We start from the raw sequence: 19209 nt of genomic DNA on the forward strand, positions 1-19209 counted from the left end.
AGGCGCACCGGCTGCACCATGCGGTGGAGGGCAAGGAGGGCTGCGTCTCCTTCGGCTTCATCTACGCGCCGCCGCCGGCCGCGCTGAAGGCCAAGCTGAAGAAGCTGCACGGTGGGAGCCTGAAAGGCGGCGAGGCGGCCGAGTAGCCGCGCAATTCCTGATCCTGAAACGAAAAGAGGCGGCCCAAGGGCCGCCTCTTTCTTTTGATGGGAGTGCCGTCAGGCCTTGACCAGCGGCAGCTTGGGCACCGGGCTGCCGGAGCGGCCCGAACCGCCGGCCGGTCCACCCTTCGGGCCCTTGCCCTTGGGTGTGGGCTTGGCCTTCGACTTGGCGGCCGGCTTGCGGCGCTTGGCCGGGGCCGGAACGATCTTCTCCGGCTTGGGGGTGACGGGGCCTTCGGGGAATTCGAAGCCGAGCTTCGATTCCTTGCCCTCGCCCTCCACCACCACGCGCACGTGGCCGCCGTTCTTGAGCGCGCCGAACAACACCAGGTCCGCAAGCGGAGTCTTGATGAACTCCTGGATGACGCGGGCCATGGGCCGCGCCCCCATCTGCTCGTCGTAGCCGCGATCCACCAGCCACGTACCCGCCTCGTCGGAAAGCTCGATGGTGACGTTGCGGTCGGCGAGCTGAGCCTCCAGCTGGAGCACGAACTTCTCCACCACCTGGGTGATGACCTCGGTCGGCAGGTGACCGAACGGGATCACCGCGTCGAGGCGGTTGCGGAACTCGGGCGCGAAAGTCCGGCTGATGGCCTCCGAATCGTCGCCCTCGCGCTTCTGGCGGGTGAAGCCGTAGGCCGGCTTGGCAAGGTCGGCGGCGCCCGCATTCGTGGTCATGATGAGGATCACGTTGCGGAAGTCGATCTGCTTGCCGTTGTGGTCGGTCAGCTTCCCGTGGTCCATCACCTGCAGGAGGATGTTGAAGAGGTCCGGATGGGCCTTCTCGATCTCGTCCAGCAGCAGCACGCAGTGCGGGTTCTGGTCCACTCCGTCGGTCAGCAGGCCGCCCTGGTCGAAGCCCACATAGCCGGGAGGCGCGCCGATGAGGCGGCTCACGGTGTGGCGCTCCATGTACTCCGACATGTCGAAGCGCAGGAGCTGCACGCCCAGGATGGAGGCGAGCTGCTTGGCCACCTCGGTCTTGCCGACGCCGGTGGGGCCGGAGAACAGGTAGCAGCCGATGGGCTTCTCCGGCTCGCGCAGGCCGGCACGGGCCAGCTTGATGGAGGCGGAGAGTGCCTCGATGGCCTTGTTCTGCCCGTAGACCACCCGCTTCAGGGTCGTCTGCAGGTTGGCCAGCACCTCGGCATCGTCCTTGGAGACGGTCTTGGGCGGAATCCGCGCCATGGTGGCGATGGTCGCCTCGATCTCCTTGAGGCCGATGGTCTTCTTGCGCTTGGCCTCGGGCAGCAGCATCTGGGCCGCACCCGACTCGTCGATCACGTCGATCGCCTTGTCCGGCAGCTTGCGGTCATGGATGTAGCGGGCCGAGAGCTCCACCGCCGCCTTGATGGCGTCGTTGGTGTAGCGCAGCTTGTGGTAGTCCTCGAAATAGGGCTTGAGACCCTTGAGGATTTCGATGGCGTCCGGCACGGACGGCTCGGCCACGTCGATCTTCTGGAAGCGCCTGACGAGGGCGCGGTCCTTCTCGAAATACTGGCGGTATTCCTTGTAGGTGGTCGAGCCCATGCAGCGGAGCGAGCCAGAGGCCAGCGCCGGCTTCAAGAGGTTGGACGCATCCATGGCCCCGCCCGAGGTCGCACCGGCACCGATGACGGTGTGGATCTCGTCGATGAACATGATCGCGTTGGGATAGGCCTCGATCTCCTTCACCACCTGCTTGAGGCGCTCCTCGAAGTCGCCGCGATAGCGGGTTCCGGCGAGCAGCGCGCCCATGTCGAGCGCGAAGACGGTGGCGGTGGCGAGCACGTCCGGCACGTCGCCGTCATTGATGCGCTTGGCGAGGCCCTCGGCGATGGCGGTCTTGCCGACGCCCGGGTCGCCCACGAACAGCGGGTTGTTCTTCTGCCGGCGGCAGAGCACCTGGATGGTGCGGGTGATCTCGCTGTCGCGGCCGATGAGGGGATCGATCTTGCCCTCATGCGCCTTCTTGTTGAGATTGATGCAGTAGGCGTCGAGCGCGTCGGCCTTCTTCTGCTTGTCGTCACCGGACTTGGTCTCGGTCTCCTCCTCGGCGCCGCGCACGGGGCGGCTCTCGGACATGCCGGAGCGCTTGGCGATGCCGTGGGAGATGTAATTGACCGCATCGTACCGCGTCATGTCCTGCTCCTGCAGGAAATAGGCGGCGTGGCTCTCGCGCTCGGCGAAGATGGCGACGAGCACGTTTGCCCCCGTCACCTCCTCACGTCCCGAGGACTGGACATGGATGACGGCACGCTGGATGACGCGCTGGAAACCGGCCGTGGGCTTGGAATCGTCGGAGCCGGACTGGACCAGGTTTTCCAGCTCGGTGTCGACATATTCGATGAGATTGCGACGAAGCTTCTCCATGTCGACGTTGCAGGCGCGCATGACGGCGGCCGCATCCTGATCGTCGACGAGCGAGAGAAGCAGATGCTCGAGAGTCGCGTATTCGTGGTGGCGTTCGTTCGCGAGGGCCAGAGCGCGATGGAGCGACTGTTCGAGGCTGCGTGAGAATGTAGGCATCGACACCTCTTTCGCGCGTCGCTCCGGACTATCGGATTCTTCCCCCAGATCCGGAGCACGTGCACCATTCACACAAACTTCGTACTGGATGCCGCAGTGCGCAAGTCCCTCGGCGAAAGGAAAGCGCCCGGGCCTGTCGCCGAATTGCTCTTGACGACGGCACAACGCCCCGCCCGCCCGAGCTTCCGCCCGGGTCGGGTGACGATCACTTTTTCTGCGGGAAGTCTGAAGGCCGCCTGTGGCGGCTCACTTCTTTTCCATCACGCACTGAAGCGGATGCTGATGCTTGCGGGCGAAATCCATCACCTGAGTCACCTTGGTCTCGGCAACCTCATAGGTGAAAACGCCGCATTCGCCCACGCCGTGGTGATGGACATGGAGCATGATGCGGTTCGCCTCGTCGCGGTTCTTGCTGAAGAACCGCTCGAGCACGTGGACCACGAACTCCATGGGCGTGTAGTCGTCATTCAGCAGCAGGACGCGATAGAGGCTGGGCCGCTTGGTCTGGGGCTTGGTACGGGTGATGACGGCCGTGCCCGGCCCATCGCCCTTGCGCGGCGGCTCCGCCGCCATGGCGAGCGGGAGCATGGGCGCGGAAATCGCGCGAGCCGGCTGAGACGGATGGAAAACGTGCTTCATAATCCTCGCGCCCTGTCGCGATCTCCGGCGACTCGGAGCCTCGGCGCAGCCCCTGACGGCTGGCGATCATAGAAAAATCGGTGCCTCGGCGCCAGTACCGCGGTGCGTCACGCAAGTTGCGCCACGCAGGCTCGCCGCACAGACGTCCGGGCCGCTTCTATGTCGGGAGGAATGCCGGCGGGCGCAAGGTCAGCAGCGCAAATCCGGCGTGCGGCGCTTTGGCAGGATGCGTCGCCGGGGGCGAAACGCGCTGGCGCCGAAAAGCAAGAAGCCCGGCGTGCACCGGGCCGGAACGGGAACCATCGATGGGGCGGGAGCGCCGGGGCGCGACGCGATACGAGCCCCCGGCGCGGCACCGGGAGGCCAGCCCTGACGGGAGGCCTCGCGGGATCATCAAGCCCCCGGCACGCAGTCCTGCGCGCCGGACGGGGCAAACCTCAGGCCGATGGCCTCAGGCATCAAACCTCAGCGGCCGAACTTGCCGAAGGAGGTCTCGAAGGGCTTGTAGCTCTCCTTCGCCAGCTCCGTGTAGAGCTCGCCGAGCTTGGTCGCCTGGGCAACGGCGCCCTCATAGGCGGTCTTGAGGTAGGACTGCTGGATCTCGATGGCCTGCTCGAGGGTCTTGGCACCGAGCAGCTTCTCGAGGGCCGCAGTGCCCTGCTCGAAGGAAGACTTGGTGTAATCGGCGATTTCCACCGCGATCGCCTGGGCGCTCTTGGAGAGCGTACCGAAGCTCTTCACGGCGGCTTCGATGTTGTCCTTGCTGAGCTTCTGGAGCTCTTCAGCGCTCTGAACCATTGGGTGTCCCCTTTCGCGCCAGCAAACGCGCTGGCATTGCGTCGAGTGGATTATGCCTCCGCTCAGTTGTGGATATTATGCACTGCACAATGAAAGTCAAGCTCAATTGTGCGCTGCACAATGTGGCGGGGGCGCCCGGTTTACGCCTTGGTAACTCCGCGTTTTTAGGGTCAGGCACTGGTCGCTTCCCTGGACCTCCGGTGCGACGCACAAGCCTCTCACAAGGCTTCCCTGTCACATCGGTGTTCCGGAAAAGGGGCGGCGTCTGCGACCAGCGACACGGGACATAAGTACATGCGTTACGCTCGGGGCGGTCTGCCACATTCCTCGAAAGCCCTTGCCCTTGCGGTGCTTGCGGCCTTCTCCCTGACCGCCACGGTGGCCGACGCGAAGCCGCGCAAGAAGACGCAGGTGGAGCGCAGCGCCAAGTCTTCCTCGAAGTCCGCGTCAAAGACGAAGCCGTCCTCCAATACCAAGACGGTTGCCGCTGCGGACCCCGACGGCGGTCGCTGGCGCTACGGCTCCGCCGCCATCATTGTGGACGGCAATACCGGCAAGGTGCTCTACGAAGAAAATTCGGACGCCCTGCGACATCCTGCCTCAGTCACCAAGATCATGACGCTTTACCTCCTGTTCGAGCAGCTGGAGGCCGGAAACCTGCGCCTCGACAGCAAGTTGGAGGTATCCGCCAAGGCAGCGTCGCAGCAGCCCTCCAAGCTCGGCATGAAGCCCGGCCAGACCATCGAGGTGGAGGATGCCATCAAGGCGATCGTCACCCGCTCGGCCAACGACGTGGCGGTGGTGATCGCTGAAAATCTCGCCGGGTCTGAATCCGCATTCGCCGAGGCGATGACCGAGAAGGCCCGCGCCCTCGGCATGAGCCGCACGGTCTACCGCAACGCCTCCGGCCTGCCGAACGTGAACCAGGTTACGACAGCCCGCGACCTGTCCATCCTCGGCCGCGCCATCCAGGACCGCTTCCCCAAGCAATACAAGTATTTCGCCACCCGGACCTTCTATTACCGCGGCCAGGCCATCGGGAATCACAACCGCCTGCTCGGCCGGGTCGAAGGCGTCGACGGCATCAAGACCGGCTACACCAATGCCTCGGGCTATAATCTCGTCACCTCGGTGAAGCGGGATGGCCGCTATCTGGTCGGCGTGGTGCTCGGCGGTTCCAGCGGCGGCTCCCGCGATGCGCGGATGACCAGCCTCATCAGCCAGAACCTGCCCACGGCCTATGCCGGCGGTCGCGTGGCCCCGAAGATCACCGAGGTGGCCGACAACGCCTTTTCCATCGGCAAGCCGGGCAGCTTCAATGCGCCCATGCCCATCGTCGCCGCCCGTGACGAGGTGCAGCCCCACGCCGTGGCGCCGCTGCCCAAGCCGGCGGTGGCCGAAGCGGCGGAACCGGCGAGCACCGCGTCCATCCCCGCAAAGCCGACCGCCCGCACGGCCAACCAGGTGGTTGCCGCCGCCGCGCCTTCGGCGCCGCTGCCCCAGGTGAAGCCCGGCTCTGCCGAGCCGATCAAGCCGGTCGCGGTGAAGACCGTTTCCATCCAGAAGCCCACCGCCGCCAGCGTCGCCGCGGCGCCCGCGGCCGCCCCGGCTGCGCCGGTGCAGGTGGCGTCGACCACCCAGTTCACCTCGGCGCCCGCCGGCGTGCTCGGCTATCTCGGTCCCTCCGGCCTTGCCCAGTCGCCGGCCGCAGCCGCCGCGACCGCAGCGGCCGAAGGCCGGGCGCACGCCAAGCCGCAGCAGGTCGCCGCGCGGGCCGACGTGGCGCCTCCCGCCCCCGCTGCAGCACCTTCGGGCAAGGACAATTCGCGCCTTGGCGCCCACGATGCCGCCGCCGAGCAGGCCATGCGGGCAGCCCGCATCGCCGCCATGGAGCCCGACGACCCCTATGCCCGCGCCCTGCGCTCCGCCCGCGACGGCGTGGTAGACGCCCAGCCCCGTGCGCAGGCGTCCCAGCCGCCGGCCAAGCCGGTGCGCACGGCCTCCCTCGCTCCGGTGGCGCCTCCGCAGACCGCGGCTGCCCCCCCTCCCGCCTCCCGCAGCAATGTCCCGGCTTCGGCCAAGACCGGCTGGAGCATCCAGATCGGTGCGTTCGATGCCGAGCGCGCGGCCCGCAACAAGCTTGATGCCGCTCGCGCCCGCGCGAAGTCGGCTCTGGCCGGCGCGGATCCCTATACCGAGAAGGTGTCCAAGGGTTCGACCGACCTCTACCGCGCCCGCTTCGCCGGTTTTAATGAGAAGTCGGCGAAGGAAGCCTGTCGTTTACTCAAGCGTAACGATTTCGACTGCATGCCTATCAGGAATTGAAGTCCTGACAGAGAATCAGCGATGCTTGCGCAAGATCACGTCCTTCGCTCGGTTGATCCTCGCCGCGAGATAATCGGATCCGCCATGATCGGGGTGGAGCTTCTTCATGAGGGATCGGTGCGCCGCGCGGACAGCTTCCGCGCTCGCGCCCGGCTGAAGGCCAAGGATCTGATAGGCCTCCTCCTCGGGCATCGCAGCGTCCAGGCCACCGCCTCCGCCCATATTCCCCGCACCCGCGTGTCCCTGTGCGTCCTCACGCCAGGCGGGCGCCCGGCGGTCGAGATAAGCTTCGAGTAAAGCCAGCGACTGCGCATCGCACTGCGGGCGCAGCGCCAGCAAGGAGGGGACGTCGATCTCCTCCAGCCGTTGCCCGGCAAAGGGCCCGGCCAGCACCGTTCCGCGCATGTCTCCGTTGGAGTGGTCCAGCTCCATCTCGAACAGCGCGGTGCGCACACCCGAGGTTTTCGGTGCGGTCCGGCGTTTGAACAGCCCGCCGAGATAGCCGCCGATCCCCTGCGGATCGAGCCGCCCAAGCAGGGCGATGCCCGCCGCGCCCAGCGGCAGCGCGATGCCGATCCGCCCGGTCACCAATGCTCCCGCAGCCCCCAGAAGCGCAGCATAGGCCAGCGTTCGCATCATAGCAGCGATGAGGGCCTTCGGATCGGCCTTGGTCCAGACCGAGAGGCCATAAAGGCCGATCAACAGCAGCAACGCACCGGCGACGAGGCTAATCACGCGGAACTCCGGATCAGGTCGCCGCGCCCCTGCGCCAGCGGAATGATTGAGCAAGACAGACGAAGCGCCACAGGTCAGCGGCCCATGGCGGCGATGAGGCGCCGGGCGCCGGCATCACGGCGGGATGTCAGGGCCAGTTGGCCGCCGGCTGCATAGGCGGCGACCGCCGCGAGCAACTGCCGGAGTTCGCCCGGAGCAGCGGGATCGAACCGGCACCACGCGCCGCCGGTGACCTGCGCGAGGCCGCGGAAGACGTCTTCCACACGGGCGTCGTGCCCCTCCTGGAACATGAACAGCTTCACCCCGCGCAGGGCGAGCTGCCCCGCCGCCTCCTTCAGAACCGCCGGGTCTTCCTCCACCGCGTCGCCCACGAAGACGGCGGCGCGCAGGCCCGAGCGCTCGGCTTCCTTCGTAAGATGGCCGAGGATGCGGTTGATCTGGGTGAGCCCGCCCATGCAGGAGATGCGCCGCATCAGCCCGCCCAGCGTCGCGGCATCGCGCACGAACGGCGAGGCGCGGCATTCGTCCTGCCCGCGGTAATAGACGATCTGCATGTCGAGCCCGCCATGGCTGGCGGCAGCGGCGAACATGTCGGCCTGGATGTCGCACGCCAGCGACCAGGTGGGCTGGCGTGAGCCGGTCGCATCAAGCGCGAAGGACAGTCGGCCCCGGCCATCCGCCGGGCGGGCGGGGGGCATGCTGCGCGCCGCGGCGAGGAAGGCCGCTACATCTCCTGGAGCGGAAACCGGAACCGATTGCCCGGCTTTCGTTTCCGCCAGTTTTCGCTTGCTGTCGTCGCGCGTGGCCATCCGGTCCTCTCTCTCCCACACATAAGCTGCATCGAACGGACCACCAAGGCCCCCTTCCGGTGCCGCCAAAGGTGGGGATTGGCTTGATGCCAGCCGGCACACGGCCTATCTGCACCCCCCAGCGGTCCGGAGCCGCATCGAGGGGATGGGACGATGGCGACTTTGCCGAAGGTTGTGGGCCGCGTGCGCGAACTGAGGTCGGCGGTGGCTGGCTTCCGGGCCGAGGGCTCGAAGGTGGCGCTGGTTCCCACCATGGGCGCCCTCCACATTGGCCACATGGCGCTGGCGCAGAAGGCGCGCGAACTCGCCGGGCGCACCGTGGTGTCGATCTTCGTCAATCCCGCCCAGTTCGCCCCGCACGAGGATTTCGACACATATCCCCGCGCGCTGGAGGCGGACCTCTACAAGCTCTCCGAGGTGGGCGTCGATCTCGTCTATGCCCCGACCGCGACCGAGATGTATCCGGCTGGCTTTGCCACCCGCATCAACGTGGGCGGCCCCTCCGAGGGGCTGGAGACGGATTTCCGCCCGCATTTCTTCGGCGGCGTGGCGACGGTGGTGGGCAAGCTCTTCATCCAGTGCGCGCCCGACTACGCCATGTTCGGCGAGAAGGACTACCAGCAGCTCAAGGTGGTGACGCGGCTGTCGAAGGATCTCGATCTCGGCGTCGAGGTCGTGCCGGTGCCGACCACCCGCGAAGCGGACGGCCTCGCCCTCTCCTCCCGCAATGCGTATCTGGACGAGGAGCAGCGCAAGATCGCACCGGTGATCTACGCCGCCCTCACCCGCGCGGCGGAAGCCATCCGGGCCGGAACCGAGCCGCAGGTGGCGGTGGATACGGCGGCGGGGATGATCTCTGCCCTTGGCCTCAAGGTGGACTATGTGGCCGCCCGCCACGCAGAAACCCTGGCGCCGCTCAAGGACGCCAAGGAGCCCATCCGGCTGCTGGCCGCAGCCTGGCTCGGCCAGACCCGGCTGATCGACAACATCCCGGTTTAGAAACTACACCGCGCCCATGTAGCTCGCGGCAAAGCCGATCACGACCAGCGCGATGCCGACGGACAGGATCATGAGCACGCGGCCGGAGGTCACCCCCTGCCGCGCCTGAACCGCCGGCTTCACCGGGGCACCATCCACCGTGCGACCATCGGTGCGGTGGAATTCCACGTCCTCGCGGACTTCGTTCGGGTCCTGCATTCTGGCCTCCTGACGCTTGTGTCTCGTCAGGACAACGCCGGCCCGCGCCGCAGGTTTCCCCTTGGCGCGGGTGCGTTCTAGCCGCCGGCCACCTCAAGCATGCGGGCGAAGGCCTGATCGAGGTCGGCCTTGAGATCGGCGGTGTCCTCGAGCCCGATGTGGATGCGAACCGCCGGGCCTTCCACCTTCCACGTCGTCGCCGTGCGGTAGTCCCTGCAATCGAAGGGAATGGCGAGGCTCTCATAGCCGCCCCAGGAATAGCCCATGCCGAACAGCGTCAGCGCGTCAAAGAAGGCCGCCACCGCAGCCTCGGGCACCGGCTTCAGGATGAAACTGAACAGGCCGCTGGCGCCGCAGAAGTCGCGCTTCCAGATGGCGTGGCCGGGATCGGACGGCAGCGCAGGATGCAGCACGCGCGAGACTTCCGGCCGCGCGCCCAGCCACTCGGCCATTTCCAGACCCGCCTTCTGGTGATGGGCGAGCCGCACCGCCAGCGTGCGCAGGCCGCGGGCGGCAAGCGCGATGTCATCGGGGCCGACCGTCATGCCGAGCGCGCTGTAGGTGGCGCGGACCTTTCGGAGGGCGTCGCCGACCGCCGAGATGGTGCCGATGCTCACGTCCGCATGGCCGCAGATGTATTTGGTGCCAGACTGGATCGAGATATCCACGCCGAACGCATGGGGCTTGAAGAAGACCGGGGTCGCCCAGGTATTGTCGATGAGCGTGGTGATGCCGCGCGCCTTCGCCACCGCGACGATGGCCGGCACGTCCTGCATCTCGAAGCTCTGGGAGCCGGGCGCTTCCAGGAAGATGGCCTTGGTGTTCGGCCGGATCAGCGCCTCGATGCCGGCGCCGATCAAAGGATCGTAATAGGTGGTCTCGACGCCGAGGCGGGCGAACAGCCCGTCGCAGAAATTGCGGGTCGGCCGGTACACGCTGTCCACCACGAGCACGTGGTCGCCGCTGCCGGCCACCGCCAGCAGCGCGGTCGTCACTGCCGAGAGGCCGGACGGGGTCAGCACCACGCCGTCGCCGCCTTCCAGCGCGGTGAGCGCCACCTGCAGGCTCTCGCTGGTGGGGTTGCCGTGGCGGCCGTAGGTGTAGCGGGCGCGGTGGTGGATCAGATCATCATAATTCGGGTAGAGCACCGTGGAGCCGCGCACCACCGGCGTATTCACGAACCCGTCGAAACGGCGGGGATCGCGGCCGGCGTGGACGATCTTCGTGGCGGTGCCACGGGCCTCGCCTGACGCTCCGTCTGACCCATGGTCGTCCCTGCTTCCGTCCGACATGCACATCTCCTGTGGTCACGGCAGCTTGCGACCGACCGGCCGCTATTGACCGCTCCGCTGTGAGGGGTTGTGATGGGCGGGATAGACGGCCTTGATCCGTCCGTCGAGCCGTCTCGTGCCGGATCGCGGCGAAAGACGGTGGCGGCAGGGGGTCGTCGTCGCGAAAAAAGGAACCTTCCGTGAAACGCATCCTCCTCGCAGCAGCAGGACTTCTGTCGCTGGCCGGCGCCGTGCAAGCAGCGACCCTCGACGACGTGAAGGCGAGAGGCGCCCTCAACTGCGGCGTGACGCAGGGCCTGCCCGGCTTCTCCAGCCCCAACGACAAGAATGAGTGGAGCGGGCTCGACGTCGATTTCTGCCGCGCCATCGCCGCCGGCATCTTCAACGATCCCACGAAGGTGAAGTTCACCCCCCTCTCCGCCAAGGACCGCTTCACCGCGCTGACCTCCGGCGCCATCGACGTGCTGTCGCGCAACACCACCTGGACCATGTCGCGCGACACCACCCTCGGCTTCAACTTCGCCGGCGTGATGTATTATGACGGCCAGGGCTTCCTCATCCGCAAGTCGGTGGGCCTGAAGTCCGCCAAGGAGCTGCAGGAAGCCTCCATCTGCGTGCAGACCGGCACGTCGAACGAGCTGAATGTGGGCGACTACTTCCGCGCCAACAACATGAAGTATCGCGAGGTCATCGCCTTCGCGACCCTCGACGAGACCGTGAAGGCCTATGAATCCGGACGCTGCGACGTGTTCACCTCGGACAAGTCCCAGCTCGCCGCCGTGCGCCTCAAGCTGACCAACCCCGCCGACCACGTGCTCCTGCCCGAGACCATCTCCAAGGAGCCCCTCGGCCCGCTGGTGCGCCACGGTGATGACCAGTGGTTCGACCTCGTGAAGTGGACCTACTTCGCGCTCTTGAACTCGGAAGAACTGGGCATCACCCAGAAGAACGTGGACGAGATGGTGAAGTCCGAGAACCCGGACGTGAAGCGCCTGCTCGGCACCGACGGCAAGTATGGCGAAGGCATCGGCCTCACCCCCGACTGGGTGGTGCGCATCATCAAGGCCACCGGCAATTACGGCGAGATCTACGACCGCAACGTCGGTCCCGCCACGCCGCTCGGCATCGAGCGTGGCCTCAACAACCTCTGGACCAAGGGCGGCATCCAGTACGGCCCGCCGGTGCGCTGAGCGCATCCGGGCCGTATGGCCCGCGCCTTGCTTGAGAGCAGGGCTCAAGGACGGGACGGAGGACGCGGGCATCGCGCCCTCCGCCACCAAGAACACAGGCCAAAGGCCTGAGCTTTCGGGGGTTTCATGTCTGAAGTCAGCCCTGCCGCGCCGCCGCGGCCACAGGGCCGTCGCTGGTCCTGGACGGATCCCAAGCTGCGGTCCCAGGTGATCCAGATCACCGTCGCGGTCATTCTCGTCTGGCTGCTGTGGTCGTTCTATTCCAACGCCCAGTCCAACCTGTCCCGGCTCGGCATCGCCTCAGGCTTCGGCTTCCTCGACAATCGCGCCGGCTTCGCCATCAGCCAGACGCTGATCCCCTACAACGAATCCATGTCCTATGGCCGCGCCTTCCTGGTGGGCCTGTTCAACACGCTGCTGGTGGCCTTCCTCGGCATCATCCTCGCGACCCTCATCGGCTTCCTGATGGGCGTGGCGCGGCTGTCGAAGAACGTGGTCATCAAGGCGCTGGCCTCCGCTTATGTGGAGATCACCCGAAACCTGCCGCCGCTGTTCCAGATCATGTTCTGGTACCTCGCCGTACTGGCCGCCCTGCCCGGCCCGCGCCAGAGCTGGGGCTTCGGCCTGCAGCCGCTGCTCGGCGCGATCGGCTCGGGCCTCTCCTCCATCGGCCTCGGCTTTCTCGGCGGCCCGCTGTCCGCCTATGCGGCCACCCTCGCCGCCCCCGGCGTATTCGTGAACAACCGCGGCCTCGTGGTGCCGCGCCCCATCTTCGAGGACGGCTCCATGGCCATCCTCTATGCCCTCATCGCCGCCTTCATCTTGAGCTTCCTGCTCGGACGCTGGGCAAAGAAGCGGCGGGAGGCGACGGGACGCCCCTTCCCGGTGTTCTGGACCTCGCTGGGCCTCATCATCGTGCTGCCGCTCCTCGCCTCGGCGGCGATGGGCTTCCCGGTCGGCGTCGAGAAGCCGGAGCTGCGCGGCTTCAACTTCGCCGGCGGCCTGCGCGTCATCCCCGAATTCGTCTCGCTGCTGCTGGCGCTGTCCATCTACACCGGCGGCTTCATCGCCGAGATCGTGCGCTCGGGCATCCTCGCGGTCTCCAAGGGCCAGACCGAGGCCGCCCATTCGCTCGGCCTGCGCAACGGGCCGACGCTGCGCCTCGTGGTGATCCCGCAGGCCATGCGGGTGATCGTGCCGCCGCTTACGAGCCAGTATCTGAACCTCACCAAGAACTCGTCGCTCGGCGTGGCGGTGGGCTATCCGGACCTGTTCGCGGTGTTCGCGGGCACCACGCTGAACCAGACCGGCCAGGCCATCGAGATCATCGCCATCATCATGGCGGTCTATCTCACCATCTCCATCGTCACTTCGACGATCATGGGCTGGTACAACAAGCGCGTCGCGCTGGTGGAGCGGTGACATGACGGACATCTCCGCCCCCCGCGCCCCCATCACCCCCGCGACGCCCTTCGTCTCGACGGCGTTCCACGAGCCGCAGCCAGCCCCGGTCGCGACCCGCGGCCCTATCCTGTGGGCGCGCCAGCACCTGTTCGGCTCGGTGCCGCAGGTGCTGCTGACGCTGTTCGGCGTCTGGCTGCTCTATGTCACTGTGCCGCCGCTCATCAAATTCTTCCTGATCGACGCGGTATGGACCGGCACCAACCGCGACGCCTGCCTCGCCGAGAAGATCGGCCGGCCGGTGGGCGCCTGCTGGCCCTTCATCTGGGCCAAGCTCGACCAGCTCATCTACGGCTTCTACCCGGCCAGCGAGCGCTGGCGGGTGAATGTGGTCTACTGGCTCGGCGCCATCCTGCTGCTGCCGCTGCTGATCCAGAGCCTGCCCCTGAAGCGGCTCAACGCCATCGCCTTCTTCGGCGTCTATCCGGTGGTGGCCTTCGTGCTCCTCACCGGCGGCAACCTCGATCTCCAGCGCTTCGTGCTCGGCTGGCTCGGCGTGGATTTCTCTGCCATCGGCGGCGCACAGGGCCTCAGGATCGGCTTCTGGGTGGATTACGTCCTCTCCACCGTCCTGCTGACGGCCATCGCCTACGGCATCTCCCGCTTCCTCGCGGGTCCCGAGGGCGGACGCTCGGCGGCGCAGACCACGCTCAGCATTCTCGGTGTGCTGGCGGTGGTTCTGCTGGCCGTGGACATCGACACCGGCCTGCCCCAGGTGGAAACCCGCCTATGGGGCGGCCTGCTGGTGACGCTGGTGATCGCGGTCACCGGCATCACGGTCTCCCTGCCCTTCGGCATCCTCCTCGCCCTCGGCCGGCGCTCCAAGCTGCCGCTGGTGAAGTGGCTGTGCATCATCTTCATCGAGTTCTGGCGCGGCGTGCCGCTCATCACGGTGCTGTTCTTCGCCACCTACATGCTGCCCCTGTTCCTGCCCGGCCGCTTCACCATCGACGGGCTGCTCCGGGCGCTGGTGGGCGTCGCCCTGTTCGCCTCGGCCTATATGGCGGAGGTGGTGCGCGGCGGCCTGCAGGCGATCCCCAAGGGCCAGTATGAGGGCGCCATGGCGATGGGCCTGCGCTCGGGCCTCATGATGCGCCTCGTCATCCTGCCGCAGGCGCTGAAGCTGGTGATCCCCGGCATCGTCAACAACTTCATCGGCCTGTTCAAGGACACGACGCTGGTGCTGATCGTCTCGATCTTCGACCTGCTCGGCTCCATGCGCGCGGCCTTCACCGACCCCAACTGGGCCTCGCCCACCACTTTGTTCACCGGCTTCGGCTTCGCCGGCATCATTTATTTCGTCTTCTGCTTCGGCATGTCCCGGTATTCGATGGCGCTGGAAAAGCGCCTCGACCGGGCCCACCGGCACTGAGAGGGGCAACAAACGTGAGCGCAGATCCGATCATCGCCGCCGACGAGGCCACCGCCCCCAAGATCGCCGTGGAACTCACCGGCGTGAACAAGTGGTACGGCGACTTCCACGTCCTCCGGGACGTGAACCTGACCGTGGAGCGCGGCGAACGCCTCGTCATCTGCGGCCCGTCCGGCTCGGGCAAATCCACCCTCATCCGCTGCATCAACCGTCTGGAAGAGCACCAGAAGGGCCGCATCGTGGTGGACGGCATCGAATTGACCGACGACCTCAAGCGCATCGACGAGGTGCGCCGCGAGGTGGGCATGTGCTTCCAGCACTTCAACCTGTTCCCGCACCTCACCATCCTCGAGAACTGCACGCTCGCGCCCATGTGGGTGCGCAAGATGCCGAAGAAGGAGGCCGAGGATCTGGCGATGCACTTCCTCGAGAAGGTGAAGATCCCCCACCAGGCGCACAAATATCCCGGCCAGCTCTCCGGCGGCCAGCAGCAGCGCGTGGCCATCGCCCGCGCGCTCTGCATGCGCCCGCGCATCATGCTGTTCGACGAGCCGACCTCCGCCCTCGACCCGGAAATGGTGAAGGAGGTGCTCGACACCATGGTCTCGCTCGCCCAGGACGGCATGACCATGCTGTGCGTGACTCACGAGATGGGCTTTGCCCGTCAGGTGGCGAACCGGGTGATCTTCATGGATGCCGGGCAGATCGTGGAGATGAACGAGCCCAACGCCTTCTTCTCCAACCCCCAGCACGAGCGGACCAAGCTGTTCCTCAGCCAGATCCTGCACTGAAGCGAGGGCGCGCCCGGTTCCCCCACCGGGCGCAGCTCAGGTGACGGCCCGGTTCGCCCGCCGCTCGCGCAGGGCGAACTGGAGGTTGCGGATGTAGATGAAGGTGGAAAGCGCCTGCCCGGCGATGAACACCGGATCCTTGCGGTAGATGGCATAGACCAGCAGCAGCGAGCCACCACCGAGGGAAAAGGTCCAGAAGGCGAAGGGAATCACCGAGCGCTGCGCGCGCTCGCTGGCAATCCACTGCACCACGAAGCGCATGGTGAACATGAACTGCGCCACGAGGCCGAGCGCCACCCACCAGTCGAACTGGTCGATGAACACCTCGTGCAGGTAGGTGCCGATCTGCGACAGGTAATAGACCATCAGCCGCGCTCCACCACACGCGGCATGCGCCGCCGGTGGACCAGCCAGAACACCCCGAACATGTCGGCAATGCCCACCCACAGTCGGTTCCAGAAGCCGTACTTGGAAACACCGTGCCAGCGGTCCCGGTCCACCACCTTGACGGTGCGGATGTCGTAACCCTCCCGCCGGATCAAGGCGGCCATGAAGCGGTGCTGGCCATCGAACATGGGCAGGCGCAGATGCACCTCCCGGCGCACGACCTTGAGTCCGCACCCTGTGTCGCGAGAGCCGTCGTTGAGCAGGGCGCTGCGCACGCCGTTGGCAAGGCGAGACTGGAAGCGCTTGAACCCCGTGTCCTTGCGCCCCTGCCGCTCGCCCTGCACCATGCCCACGGTGGGACCGCCCGCGTCCATGACGCGGACCATCTCCGGCAGATAGGCGGGGTTGTTCTGCCCATCCCCGTCGAGGAGCAGGAGCAGGTCGCCGCGCGCGGCCCAGGCGCCGGTATCCACGCCCGCGGACTTCCCGCAGGCCTTGGCATGCACGACGATCCGCAGATAGGGACGGGTCTGCTGGGCCAGCCGCAGGTTGGCGAGGGTGGCGTCGGTGGAACCATCGTCCACGAAAATCAGCTCGAACGGCTCGAACGACAGCGCCGCATCGATCTCCTCGATGAGCGGCAGCACGTTGTCCGCCTCGTCCTTGACGGCGATCACCACCGACAGCCGGGGCACGGCGGTGGTTTCGGAAGAAAGGGAAGTCACGGTCTCGCCTCTTCGGCTGGAACGGCGGTGCTCACGTCGTGCGGCGCAGGCAGGGACGAGCCGGCCCGCGCGGGATTGACGGGAGCAAGGAGACGGGCGAGCCGTCGCGCGGACGGCCCCGCCATGGGCACGATCGTCCCCGCCGCGTCAACCGCGAAGACGACGCGGCGCGCGGCGAACAGCTTCACCGTCCACAAGGCAGCGGCCGTCCCCAGCACCGCCCCGGCCACGACGTCGCTCGGATAGTGGGAGCTGAGGGCGATGCGGGTGGCGGCGATGGGGAACGCCGCCACGAGGAGGATCGTCCGCGCCCTGGGAAACAGGGCGGCGAACGCCACTGCCGCGGCGAAGGTGGTGGTGGAATGGCCCGAGGGGAACGACGCGAAGCTCGATTTCCAGATCAGGAAATCGAATGTCATCTCGGGGTTCGGCCCCTTGAGGTGCAGGGCGGCATGCGGGCGCGCCCGGCCGAGGGTGTGCTTGACGATGGCCACCAGCAGCCCGACCGGCGCAATGGCGAGGAAGAGGAAGCCGAGGCGGGCCGCGACGCTGGCGGCGATCCGTCGGGTCATGGCGTCGCCCGCGTTGGTCAGAATCAGCGCGTAGGCGAGGCCGATGCCAAGCGGCCACAGCACCACGCCGCTGAACCCGAGGTCGGTGAGGCGATCACAGAAGACGACCAGCCAGGACGGCAGCCGGAGCCGGAGGCCCATGGTGAGCGGATCGACCAGCAGCATCAGCGCTGCCACCACGCCGGCTGTCAGCACGAGAAGCGCCAGCGCCTCCCACCTTCCGAGGAAGCCGAGGCGCGGGCGCGGCACGCCGATGCGCCGATCGCGCAGGTAGGCGAGGCCCCGCCCGATGGAGACGAGGAGGAGCCGCACGCCCTCCCCCGCCAGCCGCAAGGCCGCACCGAGGGAAGCGAAAGGGGCCGCGCCGGCGCGGTCCTGCCCGCTCACGGCGCGGCCTCGTCGGAGCGGAACACGGTGATCGCGGTGGGGCGTCCGCCGTTGTAGGTGAAGCCGGAGATGGTCGCGACCGCGTGGTATTTCAGCGCAAGCAGGCCGGCGTGCCGCTCGAAGGCGGGGGTAAAGCGCGCGTCGATGAAGGCGAGGGCACAGCCGCCCTTCTTCAGCAGCGCCACCGCCTCATTGGGCAGGACGTAGTTGATCTGCGTCCCCACCAGGAAGACGAGGCTCGGCTCCTGATAGGGGAAGGATGCGACCTGCGAGGCCGGGCAGCCCTGCTGCTTCACCACGGCGGCGAGCCGCTCGGAGATCCAAAGCGCCCGCATCTGCGGCAGCATCACCTGCCACACGGCGTAATAGAGCACGATCGCGCCGGCCAGGGCGGTGAGGAAAGCCCCCTCGATGCCCACCCGGGGGAAGGACCGCGCCGCCCACCACAGAAGCATGGAGCCCAGCAGCAGCAGCGGCCATGCGGCGAGGCCGAAGCCGCTGCCGAAATAGAGATAGGTCGCGCCCAGCGCCAGCGAAACCACGATGCCGAAGCCCGGCCAGAACCACACGAGGCCGGCGAGCCGCGATCCGGCCCGGGCCAGCCCCCCGCGCTCGATGGCGAGGGCCGAAAGGATCGCCAGCGCCGGATAGACCGGCAGCACATAGTGCGGCAGCTTGGTGACGGCCAGTTCAAACAGCACCCAGCTCGGAACCAGCCAGCACAGGAGGAAACGCACTGCCTGCTCGCGGCGGTTGCGCCAGACGTAAGGCGCGGCCATCGCGGCGACGACGATGGAGGGCCAGAAGGTGCCCCATGCGGCCAGGAAGTAGGCGCCGGGCGGACCCCAGTGGCCCTCCGCGCCTTCGGCCACCTTGCCCATCATGTCGACGCCGACGGCGTGCTGGTAGAAGGCGCCGTTGGTGACGATGTAGATCGCGACGAACCATGGCAGCACCAGCAGCAGGCACCATGCCAGCCCCATGAGGGGCTTCAGCGGCCGCAGGAAGGCGCCGGAGCGGTCGGCGACGGCGAGCGCGGCAATCGCGGGGCCGACGAACAGGGGCGCCACCGGCCCCTTCACGAGGACGCCGGCCGCAAGGCCGGTCCAGAAGATGAAGGCGAGGGTCCAGTCGCCCTGCCGCGCCTCGGGCGGGCGGACATAGGCGCGCGCCAGCGCCCCGAAGCAGGCGAGGATGGTGAAGAGCAGCACCGCATCGGTCTTGGCGAGGCGCGCCTCCACTCCCAGAAGGACGCATCCCGCCATCATCAGCCCGGCAAACAGCGCGCCGCGGCGGGAAAGGAAGACGAGCGCCGTCCAGTAGGTGAGCAGCACCGCACCGATGGCCGCCAGCAGCGACGGAAGCCGATAGAGCCAGATGGAAGAGCGGGCGGACGGCCCGATCACCGCCTCGCCGGCTTTCACCGAGGCGGCCTGCAACCAGTAGATGCCGATCGGCTTCTTGTGCCGGGCCTGGGTGTGGAAGCGGATATCGACGTAATTCCCGCTCTCCAGCATCTGCTTCGTCGCCTGGGCGAAGCGGGCCTCGTCGCGGTCGATGGGCGAGAGGCTGAAGAAGCCCGGCAGGAAGGCGATGAGGGCGACGGCAACCAGCGCCAGCACGGCACGGCCATGACGCACTGACGCTGCGTCGAGCATGCTCGCCAGGCGCTGCGGCAGGTCAAGATCGAACGCCCGCCCCTTGTGGGTCGCGGGCTCTGAGATGGCCATGCTTCGGTCAGGATCCGCTCGAATTGGGCGCGGACAATAGCAGAACCGCCCGTGCCGAAAAGGGCCGGAGGGGAGCGCGCAGAGGCGCCCTTCGCCGGGGCGGACGGTGATGCAGACCAAAGGCGGCGAA

At 67.2% G+C, this 19209-nt stretch carries 17 protein-coding genes; 6 read left to right on the top strand and 11 right to left on the bottom strand.

The window, feature by feature from the left end; all coding sequences use genetic code 11:
• Positions 1 to 218: 218 nt before the first annotated feature.
• The 3 genes from clpA to ACT54R_RS00015 form a co-directional block, all read right to left on the bottom strand.
• The gene (clpA, locus tag ACT54R_RS00005) at positions 219 to 2669 is read right to left on the bottom strand and encodes an ATP-dependent Clp protease ATP-binding subunit ClpA (RefSeq protein WP_476322094.1); all 2451 of its coding nucleotides are present in this window, start codon (positions 2667 to 2669) and stop codon (positions 219 to 221) included.
• A gap of 246 nt (positions 2670 to 2915) precedes the next feature.
• On the bottom strand, positions 2916 to 3257 hold the full coding sequence (clpS, locus tag ACT54R_RS00010) for an ATP-dependent Clp protease adapter ClpS (RefSeq protein WP_476322097.1): 342 nt from the start codon (positions 3255 to 3257) through the stop codon (positions 2916 to 2918).
• Between the two features lie 516 nt (positions 3258 to 3773).
• A complete protein-coding gene (locus ACT54R_RS00015; RefSeq protein ID WP_168457974.1) occupies positions 3774 to 4106 on the bottom strand; it encodes a phasin family protein in 333 nt (110 codons plus the stop codon).
• A gap of 294 nt (positions 4107 to 4400) precedes the next feature.
• On the opposite strand from ACT54R_RS00015, the gene ACT54R_RS00020 reads away from it, so the two are divergent.
• Positions 4401 to 6431: a serine hydrolase gene (locus tag ACT54R_RS00020; protein WP_476322100.1), complete on the top strand. Its 2031-nt coding sequence runs from the start codon at positions 4401 to 4403 to the stop codon at positions 6429 to 6431.
• A 15-nt stretch (positions 6432 to 6446) separates the two neighbouring features.
• Here the strand turns inward: ACT54R_RS00020 and ACT54R_RS00025 are convergent, their stop codons facing one another.
• Together ACT54R_RS00025 and ACT54R_RS00030 are read right to left on the bottom strand one after the other, a co-directional pair.
• Positions 6447 to 7166 (bottom strand): DnaJ domain-containing protein, encoded by a 720-nt coding sequence (locus tag ACT54R_RS00025; RefSeq protein WP_476322103.1) that lies wholly within the window; start codon positions 7164 to 7166, stop codon positions 6447 to 6449.
• Positions 7167 to 7240: 74 nt separating this feature from the next.
• The gene (locus tag ACT54R_RS00030) at positions 7241 to 7864 is read right to left on the bottom strand and encodes a VWA domain-containing protein (protein WP_476322106.1); all 624 of its coding nucleotides are present in this window, start codon (positions 7862 to 7864) and stop codon (positions 7241 to 7243) included.
• Between the two features lie 264 nt (positions 7865 to 8128).
• Between ACT54R_RS00030 and panC the strand changes: the two genes are divergently transcribed.
• Positions 8129 to 8974 (top strand): pantoate--beta-alanine ligase, encoded by an 846-nt coding sequence (gene panC, locus ACT54R_RS00035; protein WP_476322109.1) that lies wholly within the window; start codon positions 8129 to 8131, stop codon positions 8972 to 8974.
• Between the two features lie 3 nt (positions 8975 to 8977).
• Here the strand turns inward: panC and ACT54R_RS00040 are convergent, their stop codons facing one another.
• Positions 8978 to 9172 (bottom strand): hypothetical protein, encoded by a 195-nt coding sequence (locus tag ACT54R_RS00040; RefSeq protein ID WP_168457978.1) that lies wholly within the window; start codon positions 9170 to 9172, stop codon positions 8978 to 8980.
• A gap of 77 nt (positions 9173 to 9249) precedes the next feature.
• Positions 9250 to 10464 (bottom strand): cystathionine beta-lyase, encoded by a 1215-nt coding sequence (gene metC, locus ACT54R_RS00045; RefSeq protein WP_476322113.1) that lies wholly within the window; start codon positions 10462 to 10464, stop codon positions 9250 to 9252.
• A 179-nt stretch (positions 10465 to 10643) separates the two neighbouring features.
• On the opposite strand from metC, the gene ACT54R_RS00050 reads away from it, so the two are divergent.
• The 4 genes from ACT54R_RS00050 to ACT54R_RS00065 all read left to right on the top strand — a co-directional run bounded on the left by ACT54R_RS00050 (position 10644) and on the right by ACT54R_RS00065 (position 15278).
• Positions 10644 to 11654, top strand: coding sequence for an amino acid ABC transporter substrate-binding protein (locus ACT54R_RS00050; protein ID WP_168457980.1), 1011 nt, complete (start codon positions 10644 to 10646; stop codon positions 11652 to 11654).
• A gap of 126 nt (positions 11655 to 11780) precedes the next feature.
• Entirely contained in the window at positions 11781 to 13076 is a 1296-nt protein-coding gene (locus tag ACT54R_RS00055) for an amino acid ABC transporter permease (protein ID WP_476322117.1), read from the top strand.
• 1 nt (position 13077) lies between these two features.
• Positions 13078 to 14487: an amino acid ABC transporter permease gene (locus tag ACT54R_RS00060; protein WP_476322120.1), complete on the top strand. Its 1410-nt coding sequence runs from the start codon at positions 13078 to 13080 to the stop codon at positions 14485 to 14487.
• A 14-nt stretch (positions 14488 to 14501) separates the two neighbouring features.
• Entirely contained in the window at positions 14502 to 15278 is a 777-nt protein-coding gene (locus ACT54R_RS00065; protein WP_476322123.1) for an amino acid ABC transporter ATP-binding protein, read from the top strand.
• A gap of 36 nt (positions 15279 to 15314) precedes the next feature.
• Here the strand turns inward: ACT54R_RS00065 and ACT54R_RS00070 are convergent, their stop codons facing one another.
• The 4 genes from ACT54R_RS00070 to ACT54R_RS00085 are packed head-to-tail and all read right to left on the bottom strand — an operon-like array spanning position 15315 to position 19079.
• Positions 15315 to 15644, bottom strand: coding sequence for a lipid-A-disaccharide synthase N-terminal domain-containing protein (locus tag ACT54R_RS00070; protein WP_024278845.1), 330 nt, complete (start codon positions 15642 to 15644; stop codon positions 15315 to 15317).
• Positions 15644 to 16390 (bottom strand): glycosyltransferase, encoded by a 747-nt coding sequence (locus tag ACT54R_RS00075; RefSeq protein ID WP_476322126.1) that lies wholly within the window; start codon positions 16388 to 16390, stop codon positions 15644 to 15646. Before ACT54R_RS00075 ends, ACT54R_RS00070 begins: the two co-directional genes overlap by 1 nt.
• Positions 16387 to 17349, bottom strand: coding sequence for a phosphatase PAP2 family protein (locus ACT54R_RS00080; protein WP_476322129.1), 963 nt, complete (start codon positions 17347 to 17349; stop codon positions 16387 to 16389). The genes ACT54R_RS00075 and ACT54R_RS00080 overlap by 4 nt, the downstream gene beginning before the upstream one ends.
• Positions 17346 to 19079 (bottom strand): ArnT family glycosyltransferase, encoded by a 1734-nt coding sequence (locus tag ACT54R_RS00085; protein WP_476322136.1) that lies wholly within the window; start codon positions 19077 to 19079, stop codon positions 17346 to 17348. Before ACT54R_RS00085 ends, ACT54R_RS00080 begins: the two co-directional genes overlap by 4 nt.
• Positions 19080 to 19209 lie beyond the last annotated feature (130 nt).

It is taken from the genome of Xanthobacter sp. DMC47, from assembly GCF_056313845.1.